General features: G+C 72.8%; 15 protein-coding genes and 3 tRNA genes. 10 read left to right on the top strand and 8 right to left on the bottom strand.

Annotated elements, in window-relative coordinates:
* Nucleotides 1–1,268: AMP-binding protein (locus tag ABD993_RS01750; RefSeq protein WP_345411986.1), on the bottom strand; the 1,268-nt coding region annotated here is incomplete at its 3' end.
* 180 nt (nucleotides 1,269–1,448) lie between these two features.
* Between ABD993_RS01750 and ABD993_RS01745 the strand changes: the two genes are divergently transcribed.
* Nucleotides 1,449–2,717, top strand: a complete 1,269-nt coding sequence (locus ABD993_RS01745; protein WP_345411984.1) for a GDSL-type esterase/lipase family protein — start codon at nucleotides 1,449–1,451, stop codon at nucleotides 2,715–2,717.
* A gap of 15 nt (nucleotides 2,718–2,732) precedes the next feature.
* Here ABD993_RS01745 and ABD993_RS01740 read toward each other — a convergent pair whose 3' ends face one another.
* Genes ABD993_RS01740 through ABD993_RS01730 form a run of 3 tightly spaced genes read right to left on the bottom strand, consistent with a single transcriptional unit; the run spans nucleotide 2,733 to nucleotide 3,562 of the window.
* The gene (locus tag ABD993_RS01740) at nucleotides 2,733–3,020 is read right to left on the bottom strand and encodes a hypothetical protein (protein WP_345411982.1); all 288 of its coding nucleotides are present in this window, start codon (nucleotides 3,018–3,020) and stop codon (nucleotides 2,733–2,735) included.
* Between the two features lie 10 nt (nucleotides 3,021–3,030).
* The gene (locus ABD993_RS01735) at nucleotides 3,031–3,249 is read right to left on the bottom strand and encodes a heavy-metal-associated domain-containing protein (protein ID WP_345411980.1); all 219 of its coding nucleotides are present in this window, start codon (nucleotides 3,247–3,249) and stop codon (nucleotides 3,031–3,033) included.
* A gap of 31 nt (nucleotides 3,250–3,280) precedes the next feature.
* Nucleotides 3,281–3,562, bottom strand: coding sequence for a metal-sensitive transcriptional regulator (locus ABD993_RS01730; protein ID WP_345411979.1), 282 nt, complete (start codon nucleotides 3,560–3,562; stop codon nucleotides 3,281–3,283).
* A 312-nt stretch (nucleotides 3,563–3,874) separates the two neighbouring features.
* Here ABD993_RS01730 and ABD993_RS01725 point away from each other — a divergent pair, with 312 nt between their 5' ends.
* From ABD993_RS01725 to ABD993_RS01695, 7 genes are all read left to right on the top strand, one after another.
* Nucleotides 3,875–4,111, top strand: coding sequence for a hypothetical protein (locus ABD993_RS01725; protein ID WP_345411977.1), 237 nt, complete (start codon nucleotides 3,875–3,877; stop codon nucleotides 4,109–4,111).
* Between the two features lie 133 nt (nucleotides 4,112–4,244).
* A tRNA-Glu gene (locus ABD993_RS01720) sits at nucleotides 4,245–4,317 on the top strand.
* Between the two features lie 24 nt (nucleotides 4,318–4,341).
* A tRNA-Asp gene (locus ABD993_RS01715) sits at nucleotides 4,342–4,415 on the top strand.
* Between the two features lie 31 nt (nucleotides 4,416–4,446).
* Nucleotides 4,447–4,520: transfer RNA gene (locus ABD993_RS01710), tRNA-Phe, on the top strand.
* A gap of 733 nt (nucleotides 4,521–5,253) precedes the next feature.
* Nucleotides 5,254–6,039 (top strand): type I methionyl aminopeptidase, encoded by a 786-nt coding sequence (gene map, locus ABD993_RS01705; RefSeq protein ID WP_345411976.1) that lies wholly within the window; start codon nucleotides 5,254–5,256, stop codon nucleotides 6,037–6,039.
* A 23-nt stretch (nucleotides 6,040–6,062) separates the two neighbouring features.
* Complete coding sequence (locus ABD993_RS01700) at nucleotides 6,063–6,383, top strand: DUF1905 domain-containing protein (protein WP_345411973.1); 321 nt, start codon at nucleotides 6,063–6,065, stop codon at nucleotides 6,381–6,383.
* Between the two features lie 93 nt (nucleotides 6,384–6,476).
* Nucleotides 6,477–6,995 carry a hypothetical protein gene (locus ABD993_RS01695; RefSeq protein ID WP_345411971.1) on the top strand — a complete coding sequence of 173 codons (519 nt, stop codon included), beginning with the start codon at nucleotides 6,477–6,479 and terminating at the stop codon, nucleotides 6,993–6,995.
* On the opposite strand, the gene ABD993_RS01690 is transcribed toward ABD993_RS01695, so the two are convergent.
* Both ABD993_RS01690 and ABD993_RS01685 read right to left on the bottom strand, forming a co-directional pair.
* Nucleotides 6,982–7,380, bottom strand: coding sequence for a hypothetical protein (locus tag ABD993_RS01690; protein WP_345411969.1), 399 nt, complete (start codon nucleotides 7,378–7,380; stop codon nucleotides 6,982–6,984). The genes ABD993_RS01695 and ABD993_RS01690 overlap by 14 nt on opposite strands.
* A gap of 33 nt (nucleotides 7,381–7,413) precedes the next feature.
* On the bottom strand, nucleotides 7,414–7,674 hold the full coding sequence (locus ABD993_RS01685; RefSeq protein WP_345411967.1) for a hypothetical protein: 261 nt from the start codon (nucleotides 7,672–7,674) through the stop codon (nucleotides 7,414–7,416).
* Nucleotides 7,675–8,050: 376 nt separating this feature from the next.
* Between ABD993_RS01685 and ABD993_RS01680 the strand changes: the two genes are divergently transcribed.
* Nucleotides 8,051–8,398, top strand: a complete 348-nt coding sequence (locus ABD993_RS01680; RefSeq protein ID WP_345411965.1) for a hypothetical protein — start codon at nucleotides 8,051–8,053, stop codon at nucleotides 8,396–8,398.
* Nucleotides 8,399–8,515: 117 nt separating this feature from the next.
* On the opposite strand, the gene ABD993_RS01675 is transcribed toward ABD993_RS01680, so the two are convergent.
* The gene (locus tag ABD993_RS01675) at nucleotides 8,516–9,514 is read right to left on the bottom strand and encodes a sigma-70 family RNA polymerase sigma factor (protein WP_345411964.1); all 999 of its coding nucleotides are present in this window, start codon (nucleotides 9,512–9,514) and stop codon (nucleotides 8,516–8,518) included.
* A 251-nt stretch (nucleotides 9,515–9,765) separates the two neighbouring features.
* On the opposite strand from ABD993_RS01675, the gene mftR reads away from it, so the two are divergent.
* On the top strand, nucleotides 9,766–10,377 hold the full coding sequence (mftR, locus tag ABD993_RS01670; RefSeq protein WP_345411963.1) for a mycofactocin system transcriptional regulator: 612 nt from the start codon (nucleotides 9,766–9,768) through the stop codon (nucleotides 10,375–10,377).
* Between the two features lie 95 nt (nucleotides 10,378–10,472).
* Here the strand turns inward: mftR and ABD993_RS01665 are convergent, their stop codons facing one another.
* Entirely contained in the window at nucleotides 10,473–11,336 is an 864-nt protein-coding gene (locus ABD993_RS01665) for a hypothetical protein (RefSeq protein WP_345411961.1), read from the bottom strand.
* Nucleotides 11,337–11,567 lie beyond the last annotated feature (231 nt).

The raw sequence follows: 11,567 nt of genomic DNA, 5'->3' as shown, positions 1-11,567 counted from the left end.
ACGTCCCAGCCGGGCAGCGGCTTGGTCGGGGAGCCGGGCTTGATCGGCAGCAGCTCGATGCCCACCGGGTCGGCCACGATCGGCCACCCGGTCTCGGTCTGCCACCAGTGGTCGATCACCGGGATGTCCAGCAGCTCGGATGCCCAGCGGTAGGTCTCCGGGTCCAGCCGCTCCCCGGCCAGGAACAGGTACTTCAGCGCCGACAGGTCGTACTTCTTGGCGTACGAGCCCTCGGGGTCCTCCTTCTTCAACGCCCGGAACGCCGTCGGCGCGGTGAACATCGACCGCACCCCGTACTCGGACATGACCCGCCAGAACTGCCCGGCGTCCGGGGTCCCGACCGGCTTGCCCTCGTAGAGCACGGTGGTCGCCCCGGCCAGCAGCGGCGCGTAGACGATGTAGGAGTGCCCGACGACCCACCCGACGTCGGACGCGGTGAAGATCGTCTGCCCCGGCCCGACGTCGTAGACGTTGGGCATCGACCAGGCCAACGCGGTCGCGTAGCCGCCGCCGTCGCGGACCACGCCCTTGGGCTTGCCGGTGGTGCCGGAGGTGTAGAGCACGTAGAGCGGGTCGGTCGAGCGCATCGGCACCGGGTCGGCGGGGGTGGCCTTCGCGACGGCGTCGGCCCAGTCCACGTCGTCCGGGCCCATCTGCGCGGAAGCCTGCGGGCGTTGCAGGATCACGCGCTTGCCCGGCTCGTGCTCGGCGAGCTCGATCGCGCGGTCCAGCAACGGCTTGTAGGCGATGACCCGCTTGCCCTCGATCCCGCACGAGGCCGACACGACGACCTTCGGCGCGGCGTCGTCGATGCGGACCGCGAGCTCCTTGGCGGCGAACCCGCCGAACACCACCGAGTGCACCGCACCCAACCGCGCGCACGCCAGCATGGCGATCGCGGCCTCGGGGACCATCGGCATGTACACCACGACCCGGTCGCCCGCGGTCACGCCGAGATCCCGCAGGACTCCCGCGAACGTCGCCACCTCTTCGGTCAGCTCGCCGTAGGTGTAGGTGCGCTTGGTGTCGGTGACCGGTGAGTCGTAGATCAACGCCGCCTGATCCCCCCGACCTGCGGCGACGTGCCGATCCAGGGCGTTGTGCGCGACGTTCAGCGTCCCGTCGGGGAACCAGCGGTAGAACGGCGGGTTCGCCTCGTCCAACGCCCGCGTGGGCGGCTGCTCCCACTCCAGCGCCTGCGCGGCCTGCAGCCAGAACCCCTCCCGGTCCTGCACCGCGGCCCGGAAAACGTCCTCGTACGCGCCCACCGGTACCTCCTGACCTCGACGTCTCTGCCGCCGAGCCTAGTGCGCCGCGGGGTCACGAAACGTGAGTCATGTTCTACGTAACGTGACCACCCGGATGGCCGATAGGCGGATGGGCGTCCGAAATCGTTCGTCCGGGTGAACAGGTCTTCCCTCGTTAGGGGGACGGGCGAAGGGCGGCGCATGCGGACTCGTAGCTGGGTGGCGTGCCTGGTCGGGCTGGCGGTCGTGGTGGGAGCGGGCGTCACCGTGCTGCCCGCGACCTCGTCGGAGGCCTCGGCGGCGGCTCCCGAGACGGCCGACTGCGGTCCCGCCTGGGTCGGGGCCTGGCGGGCCAGTCCGCAGCCCGGGCCGGGCGCCGACCTCGCCGGGCGCACGCTGCGGATGGTCGTGACGCCGCAGGCGACCGGCACCGAGGTCCGGGTGCGCGTGTCGAACCGGTTCGGCGCCGAGCCCCTCCAGATCGACTCCGCGTCGATCGGGATCGCGGGCGCCGGGGCGGAGCTGGCCCCCGGGTCGGTCCGGCCGCTGACGTTCGGGGGCGCACCCGCGGTCGTCGTGCCCGCGGGGGAGGAGCTGACCGGCGACCCGGTGCCGTTCGTGGCGGAGCGGGTCCGGCCCCTGGCCGTCAGCCTCCACCTCCCGACGGCGCCCACCACGGTCTCGGTGCACCCCGTCGCCCTGACCACCTCGTACGTCTCCGAGCCGGGCGACGCGGTCGACGACCCGTCGAGCACGGCCTTCACCCGGCCCGTCGGAGCGTGGTCGGTGCTTTCGGGGCTGGACGTGCTGACCCCGCGCGCCGAGCAGGCCGTCGTGCTGGTCGGCGACTCGATCACCGACGGCGTGGGCAGCAGCGGCGACCGCCGCTGGTCCGACGCGCTGGCGGGCCGGTTGACCGGGTCGCTCACCATGCCGGTGCTCAACGCCGGGATCTCCGCGAACCAGCTGCTCGTCGGCGGGACCGGGCAGGCTCCGGCGCAGCGCTACGGCGCGGACGTCGAGGCCGTGCCGGGGGCCACCGACGTCGTCCTGCACATCGGGACCAACGACCTGGCCGCCGGACGCTCGGCCGCCGAGGTGATCGCCGGGCTGGCGGCCTACGCCGACCGCGTCCGCGCCGACGGCAGGCGCATCTTCCTGACGACGATCACCCCGTCGGCCGCGGGCCCGCACGGCACCCCGGGCGCCGTCGCCGCGCGCGACGCCGTCAACCGCTGGGTGCTGACCGAGGGCCGCGCGCACGCGGACGGCGTCTTCGACTTCGCCGCCGCCGTGGCGGACCCGAGCACGCCGAGCAGGCTCGCCCCGGCCTTCGACTCCGGGGACGGCCTGCACCTCTCGCCCGCGGGCTACCGGGCCCTCGCCGAGGCCGTCGACGTCGGGCGGCTCAGCGGCAGCCCCTGCCTGGCGGACGACGCGAGGCGGGTCGTGGTGTCGGCGCCGCGCTGACGGTCCCCGCCGAGATCAGGGCCGCACGGTCCGGATCGGTCCGGTCGGCGGCTCCTCGCGGCCGAGCCGTTCGACGAGCCAGCGGGCGGCGAGCGCGGACGCGGACACGCCCTGCTCCTCGGCGACGCGCCGGAGCTCCCCGGCCTGGATACCCGGCAGGCGCACCTGCAGGGTCTCGCTCAGGCTGCCCGTCGCCCCGGGATCCGGGGCGAGGGCGGCGAGGTACGAGTCGAGCTCGGGATCGTGCTGGTCCACCTCGGGCGCGGCCCGCCGCGCTCCGTGCTTCGCTGCGCGTCGGGCCATGCGCGTCAGGCTAGGCCAGCGTGTAGCCGGCCTCGACGACGGCGGCCTCGATCTCGGGGCGGGCCAGGCTGCGGTCGGCGGTGATGGTGACCGCGCCGCTGGCCAGGTCGACGTCCACCGAGCGGACGCCCGCCAGCTCGCCGACCTCCTCCTGGACCGAGCTGGTGCAGTGCCCGCAGGTCATGCCGACGACGGTCACGGTGGTGCGGAACGGGGCCTCGACGCTCATCTTCTCTGCCTCTCGGTGCTGGGGGAGCGGATCAGGACTTCACGAGCCGGGCGATGGCGTCCGCGGCCTCCTTGACCTTGGCCGCGCCCTCCTCGGGGGACTCGCGGGCGGCGTCGACGACGCAGCCCGCCATGTGCTCCTCGAGCAGCTCGAGAGCGAACGACTGCAGGGCGCGGGTGGCCGCCGAGACCTGGGTCAGCACGTCGATGCAGTAGACGTCGTCGTCCACCATGCGCTGCAGGCCGCGGATCTGGCCCTCGATGCGGCGCAACCGCCGCAGATGGGCCTCGCGCGCGTTCGAGTAGCCGTGCACCGCGCCTCCCGGGTCCCGTCGCCGTCTTCGCTCTACCGCCACCATACCCCGAGGGGGTACGTCCGGACGGCCGGGGCGTGCCTTCGGACGGTCGCCGACTCGTGACGCAACGTCGCAGTCCTCACCCGGGAAGGGGCATGCGCGGGGGGTCCGGGGTAAGTAACGTTCCGGACACGGCCACGGGGGTGGTCGCAGGGAGTGTCCACGGTCGCGGACGCGGCGCCGGTCGGGGGATCGGTGGCCGTGCGCTCCGTGCTGCCTGCGTCGTCCCCGGCGAGGCTGCACTGGGGTCGCGACCGAGGGGAGACGTCGTTGAGTGGGATCGACAGCGTGAAGGGGACCGTGACCGAGGGTGCCGAGGCGGAGCGCGGCTCCATCCCGGGTCCCCGCAACGCCGCGGACGCCTACCGCGTCTCCGACGACGAGCTCTTCCGCGCCCGCAAGGTCGTGGCCGACAACTCCCACGGCCCGGACGACCTCCGGCTGCTACTCGACATGCTCGGGCTGGTCTCCGCGAACCCCGATCTGCCGCCGCCCGTCAGCCGCTGAGTCCCGCTGCCCCCTGACCAGCCACGATGGGGTGGGGGAGGGGGGTGTCGGCGAGCGGCGGAGCGTGTCGTATGCTTTCCTCGCTCCCAACGGACAGCCGTTGGAGGTGAAGGTCGGCCTCCGGGTTGGCCGAGCCCCCATCGTCTAGCGGCCTAGGACTCCGCCCTTTCAAGGCGGCAGCGCGGGTTCGAATCCCGTTGGGGGTACGGTTCCACCAGCTAGACAAGCAAGGCCCAGTGGCGCAGTTGGTTAGCGCGTCGCCCTGTCACGGCGAAGGTCGCGGGTTCGAGTCCCGTCTGGGTCGCTCCACTCCCCAGGCTCCTCAGCGGAGCCGGGGCCAGGTAGCTCAGTTGGTACGAGCGTCCGCCTGAAAAGCGGAAGGTCGGCGGTTCGACCCCGCCCCTGGCCACACCTTCTCGCCAGGCACTTCTCCCGGCCTGGCTCTCCCGGAAACCGCTCAGCTGTAGCAGTCGCTGTAGCAACGGGGTCATCCGATCCGCTCCTGCAGCAGCGCCAGGGCGTCCAACACCCACCAGGCGTGGAGGGCGAGTCGACGAGGCCCCAGCTCTCCTCGTCGTGCCAGACGCGCACCTCACCCGGGGTGGACATGGTCGACATGATGGCCGACCAGTGCCGGGAGTGGCAGCCACTTGACGGCAACCCTGACGGCAACGCATCCGGACGCAGCCGGTCGCAGCGGGTCCGGTCCTGATCGACCCGGTGGCGGAGAGAGTGGAGCGCTGGCGGCGCGGTGCCTGAAGGCGAAGGTCGGCGGTTCGACCCCGCCCCTGGCCACATTCTCGACCGAAGTGGGCTCTCCGCTCGCCCCGTTGGGCCCCTGGCTCGGCGCCCTCCTTGACCTCTGTATGCAGCCAGGCCGCGACCGCGGTGGAGATCCAGGTCCTCGCCGACCTCATCCGCTCCCGAGACCGCGGACGCTGCACCGAACCACACTGCGACGCACCCATCCAGCACCTCGACCACCTCCACCGCTGGTCAGAAGGCGGAGCCACCACACTGGACAACGGCGTGGGCAAGTGCACCTTCCACAACCTCGTCCGCGAGTCGCCCACCGATGCGGTATATCTATACCGCTCCTGCTACGTTGGTATTGTTATACCGGTTCGAGGCGTGGAGAAGTCATGATCGAGTTGAAGTCTGCTGCCGAGATCGAACGGATGCGGACGACCGGGCAGTTCGTCGCGCAGATGCTGGCCGAGGTCGGCGAGCGGGCGCAGGTCGGCGTGAACCTCCTGTATCTCGAGCTTCATGTCCGGGAGCGGATCCGCGAGCGTGGGGCGGAGTCCTGCTACTGGGACTACGCGCCCTCCTTCGGCCGCGGCCCGTTCCGGAACGTCATCTGCCTGTCGGTGAACGACGCGGTGCTGCACGGGCTGCCCCACGACTACACCCTGCGAGACGGCGACGTCCTCACCGCTGACCTCGCGGTCGGCATCGACGGGTGGGTGGCGGACGCCGCCCGCACGGTGATCGTCGGGACGGCGGCGGCGGAGGACGTGCGGCTCGTCCGCGCCACCGAGGAGGCGCTGGCCGCCGGGATCGAGGTCGCGAGGCCCGGAAACCGGTTGGGGGACGTGTCCGCGGCGATCGAGGCGGTCGCCACCGCCCACGGCTACTCGGTCAACCGCGAGTTCGGCGGCCACGGGCTCGGGCGCACGATGCACGAGGACCCGCACGTCTCCAACGCCGGCCGCGCCGGGCGCGGGATGACGCTGCGCGCGGGGATGACGCTGGCCCTCGAGCCGTGGTTCGCCGCGACCACCGACCGCATCGTCTTCGACCCGGACGGCTGGACCATCCGCTCGGCGGACGGCTCGCGCACCGCCCACTCCGAGCACACGATCGCGATCACCGACGACGGCCCGTCCGTCCTCACCCGGCTGCCGCAGCACGCGGCGTCGGCCTAGCCCGGGCGCCGGGACCTCCCGCGATGGACCTCCAGTTCAGCGCCGAGGTGTTCGAGTGGCGTGGACCGGCTCCCTACTACTGGCTGAGCCTGCCCGAGGACGGGTGCGAGGCGGTCCGCGCCGAGGACGCCACCTACGGATGGGGTGCGGTGCCGGTCCGGGTGCGGATCGGGGCCACGGAGTGGGAGACCTCGCTGCTGCCCCGAGACGGTGGGTACGTCCTGCCGGTCAAGGTCGCGGTCCGCCGCGCCGAGGGGATCGACGAGGGGGACACGGTCATCGTCGGGATGAGCGTCGCGCCGCGCGCCGGTCGTCAGGCGAACGGGAGCGGCCGGGCCTGCTGACGTACTCCCCGGGGAGTAGGCGTGGTGTCCGCCCGTGACGGATTCGCCCGGACCCGCGAGACGGCAGGCTCCTCCTCGACGACGAGGGGGACCATGACCACCGTGACCAGGCCCGTGCGCGGGCCGATCCGCCTGCCCGTGCCGAAGCCCGCCCGGACCGCGCTGCTGACCGTCCACATCGTCTCGACGGCGGCGTGGATCGGTCTCGACGTGGCCCTCGGCCTCCTCGTGGTCGTGCCGATGGCGGCGCCCGAGTGGACCGCGGCCTGCTACCAGGTGCTGCCGCTGCTGTTCTGGCCCCTGGTGGTCGTCGGGGTGCTCAGTCTGCTCAGCGGCACGGCCCTCGGGCTGGTGACGCGCTGGGGGTTGGTCAGGTACTGGTGGGTCGCGATCAAGCTGGTGGTCAACCTGGTGCTGATCGTGCTGGTCGCGGTGCTGCTCGGCCCCGGGCTGGACGCGGCGGGCGAGTACGGGCGAGCGGTCGCGGCCGGGGAGACCCCGACCGTGGAGGTGCCCCGGCTGTACATGCCGCCGATCGTCTCGACGACCGCGCTCGTCGTCGCGACGGCGCTGTCGGTGGCCAAGCCGAAGGGGCGGGTCAGGCGGAGCTGAGGACGGCCACGCCCTCGCGCTTCACCTCACCCACCCGCCGCAGCTGCGGCCAGAGCTCGGACCAGGGCTGTCGGGGAGGGCCGCAGGCCCACACCGTGCGGCCCCGTTCCTGGTTGTCCAGCCCGACCCCGTCGTCGATCGTGGCGGCGGGCGCGCAGCCCGTGAACCAGCGCTCGGGCTCCGGGTACCCGACGACGACGGTCCGTCCGCCCGGATCCGCCGGGGTGCTCCAGTCCGCGAAGGCACTGTGCCCACTCACCACCGGGACCTCGGGCGCGAACCGCCGCAGCGCCCCGCCTCGCCGACGTCTCGACAGCGCCACCCTCGGCCACCCGTGCAGGCCCTGCCAGACCAGGAAGGGCGCCCAGAGGACGAGCGCGAGCACACCGGCGGGAGATCTGCCCGGCGACCAGCACGATCAGCCGGCGAACACGGCGGGGAGCACGCGCAGCCCGACGAGCGAGTTGCCGCGGACCAGGGCGAACAGCGGGGTCAGGGGTCCCTGGTCCACGTAGCCGACGGCGAGGTGTCGGCTCGCCTGCAGGAAGTACAGCTCGTCCGGGTGGTAGCCGTAGCCGTCGCGCACGGCCAGCAGCAGCACGGTGAGGGCGGCTCCGACGGCGGCGACGGACCACGTCATCGCCGTGGGTGACGGCCGTTCCGTCGTCTCCGGAGCCATCCGAGTCCCTTTCGAGTGGCCCCCGACACAGGTGCGGCGACTCGTCGTCGTGCCCGATCGGGGCCGTCCATTCCCCGGCTCGGGGACCCCTGGTCACGAAGCGTGACTCGATCAAAGGATATGCGGCCGAACGGGTCACCCATCACTGCACCGAGTGATGATTTTAGAGCGATCGGGGTTGACCGGAGCCGTTGGGCATGCCGGATGAGAGCAGTATCCTCACGGCGAGTAATCCCGTTCATACGATAGTGGTAGTTGGCTCGCTAGATCGGTCGGCGGCCGGATAGCTTTTCGTCATCAGCGGGGCTCCCCAAGTCACACGCTGAAGACACGATGGGTTCTTCCGAGAATCCCCGTACGTAACAGGAGAAGCACTGTGCTGAAGAAGGCTGGGATCATCACCGCCGGTGTCGCCGCGTCCCTCGTGGCGGTGTCCCCGCTCGCGTTCGCCGGTGAGGGTGGCCACCACGGGCACCACGGGCAGACCTCGTCGCCGAAGAACGTCGGCGTCATCTCGGACGGCGGTTCGTCCAGCGCCAACGGCCTGATCGCGGTCAACGCGCTCAACGACGCCGAGGTCCTCAAGAACGTCAACGTCTGCGGCGTGGACGTCGACGCGGCCCTGTCCGTCCTGGGCATCCTGGGCGGCCAGGCGGCCAACGACGCCGCCCCGCAGTTCACCAAGTGCGACGCGGGCGACTCCGCGGCCATCGCGCAGGACTGAGCAGTACCGAGCGCCTAGCGCTCCACCGGGGATGACGCACCGGATCCGTTTTCGCGGGTCCGGTGCGTCCCTGTTTCCCACCATTTCCCGACGATTTATCGTCCGCCAGGAGAAATGTCAGGAACCGGGCGGGAGCTCGGCGGGCAGGCCGAACAGTGCGAACAGTTTCGTGTCCAGGAAACTGCTGATCCCGGTGATCCGGTCGTCCTCGATGCGGAGCACCTGAAGGCCCCACGGACGGTGGACCCCGTCCTCCCCGAGGCGGTACTGGCCGAACGCCGGGGCGCCGTTGGCGGAGGTGGGCAGCATCCGCGAGCCCTTGCAGCCGATGCCGGGCCCCTGCATCCAGGCGAGCACGTTCTCCCGCCCGCGCAGCCACAGCTCCAGTGGCGGCATGTTCTGCTCCACGTCCTCGTGCAGCAGGGCGACCAGGCCCTCCATGTCGAACGACTCGAACGCCGCCACGTACTTGGCCAGCAGCTCGACGTGCTCCTCGGCGGGCGCCGCCGCGGGGGCGTCCTCCACGCTGCCGATGCCGCGCTCGTCCAGCGTGGCGCGGGCTCGCTGCAGTGCGCTGTTCACCGAGGCCACGGAGGTGCCCAGCAGCTCGGCGACCTCCGCCGCCTTCCAGCACAGCACCTCGCGCAGGATCAGCACGACCCGCTGCCGCGGGGGCAGGTGCTGCAACGCGGCCACGAAGGCGAGCCGGATCGACTCCCGGGCGACGGCGGTCTCCGCGGGGTCGCTGTTCGACGGGGTGACGCGCGCATCGGGCATCGGCTCGAGCCACGCGTCGTCCGGGAGGGGCTCGCGCAGCAGCTCGCCCCGCGGCTCGGACGGTCCACCGAAGTCCATCGGGGTGGCCCGGCGCTTGCGCCCGTTCAGCGAGTCGATGCAGACGTTCGTGGCGATCCGGTAGAGCCACGACCGCAGCGAGGAGCGCCCGTCGAACTTGTCCAGGGCCCGCCAGGCCCTGATCATCGTCTCCTGCACGGCATCCTCGGCCTCGAAGGACGAGCCGAGCATGCGGTAGCTGTAGCCGGTCAGCTCCGACCGGAACTGCTCGAGCTGAGGCTCGAGCTCCTCGCGGGTCGGTGCGGTCGCTGGCGCACTCATGCCGTGCATCCCCCCAGATGGTTCGATCGTGGTGCCGTCGAGTGTGCCGTGGACCACCGACAAAATCAGCGGGTGAGCGCCGATCCGTTCGGACCGGGCGTCCGGCGGCACCCTCGCGACCGCGCCCCGTGAGCCTGCCGGAACTCCTGGTGACGGCGTCCGCGCGCCCGTCGCCGTCCTACGATGTGATCGATGACCGGGTGTCCGGTCCCTCGTCGGTAGCCCGCGACCAGCGGGCGGAGGAAGGGTCGATGTCCGCAGCCACCGGTGCCCGCCGCGCCGGCCGACGCCCGGTGACGACCCGGGCCGAGATCGAGCACATCGCGCTCGACCTCTTCTCCGCGCGGGGGTTCGACGAGACGACGGTGGACGACGTCGCGCAGGCCGCGGGCATCGGGCGGCGCACCTTCTTCCGCTACTACGCCTCGAAGAACGACGTGCCCTGGGGTGCGTTCGACGAGATGCTCGAGCGGATGCGCGCCCGGTTCGCCGCCCTCCCTTCGTCGATCCCGGTCATGGCCGGGATCCGCGAGACGGTGCTCGACTTCAACGACATCCCCGTCGACGAGCGGACCTGGCACCGGCAGCGGCTGCGGCTGATCCTGGAGACGCCCACGCTGCAGGCCCACTCCGCGCTGCGCTACGCCGAGTGGCGACGGGTGGTGGCCGACTACGCGGGGGAGCGCCTGGGCAGGCCCGCCACCGCGCTGCTCCCGCGCACGTTGGGGCACGTGTGCCTGGGTGCCGCGCTGTCCGCCTACGAGCAGTGGTTGGCGCAGGAGGACGCGGAGCTGGGCGATCTCCTCGCCGAGGCCCTCGCGGCGGTCGAGACGGGCTTCGCCGACACCCGCGCCGCGGGCTGACCCCGCCGCGGTCGCTCCCCGGCATCGGCAGGTCCCGGACATGCGTCAGGGCCTGATGACCATCCGTGGGGATGATCATCAGGCCCTGTGCGGGATCAGGGCGTGGCCACCGGCGGGAGTGGCGTGGAGCCCGGGGTGACGGCGACGCCGGGCAGGGCGCCGGCGGGATCGGCCGCGGCACCCGGGAGCGCCGGGACGCCGGGCAGGGCGGGGGCGGCAGGCACCGCGGGCGCGCCGGGGACCGCGGGAGCGGACGGCAGCGGCGGGGCCGCCGGGACCGCAGGGACCGCCGGGGCGCCGGGCAGGGCGGGCACGGCCGGGACCTCGGGAGCACCGGGCACCGCCGGCGTGGCCGGGACCTCCGGCGCACCGGGTACCGCGGCGGCCGGGGCGGGAACGGCGGGGACCTCGGGAGCGCCGGGTGCCGCGGCGGCGGGGTCGGGAACGGCCGGGACCTCGGGTGCGCCGGGCACCTTCGGGGCGCCAGGGACCGCGGGGACACCCGGCAGCGCGGCGGTCGGGGCGGCGGGCGCGTCCACCGGGAGCGCCGCCGCGGGGCCGGGCAGGGCGGCGGGGTCGGGCAGCGGGACCGTCGGGTCGGGGACCGGGACGGTGAGGTCCTGCTCCGCCGCGGTTCCCAGCGGCACCGCGACCGGGGCGGCGGGCAGCGCGGGCACCGCGGAGACCGCGGGCACCGCGGGGACGACCGCCACCGGGTCGGGCGGGATCAGCCCGCCGAGCAGCGAGGGGAGCAGCCCCTGTGCGGTCGTCAGGACGTCGTTGAGCAGCCCGCCCAGCAGGGTCGGTGGTTCCACGGGGAGTACCGGGACGGCGGGCACGGCCGGCAGTGCCGGTACCTGCTCCGCCGCGGGCGCGGCCATGGCCGTGCCCGCCCCGAGGACGGCGACGCTGCCACCCGTCGCCACAGCGACGAGCGCCAACGCGATCTTCTTCCGCACGGCTTGCCTCCTTGGTGATGATGTTCGAGCCGGGGATGGGCGAATCATGCGAAGGCATGGCGACGGTGACCATGACCCGATCGGGAGAGCCGCCCGGGCTCGGTTGCGCAGCGTTGCCGAAGACGGACCCGATCGCCCCCACGGGTGACCCCGATGCGGTGAGCACTGAGGGTCTGGCGGGGGCCGGCCCCGGTCAGGTGAGCCGGAACGGCCGCCGACGTCACCCGGTGG

Source organism: Pseudonocardia xishanensis (assembly GCF_039541715.1).
Classification (GTDB): Bacteria; Actinomycetota; Actinomycetes; order Mycobacteriales; family Pseudonocardiaceae; genus Pseudonocardia; species Pseudonocardia xishanensis.
The sequence above is the reverse complement of the archived record's forward strand: the minus strand, read 5'-3'. Positions and strand labels throughout refer to the sequence as shown.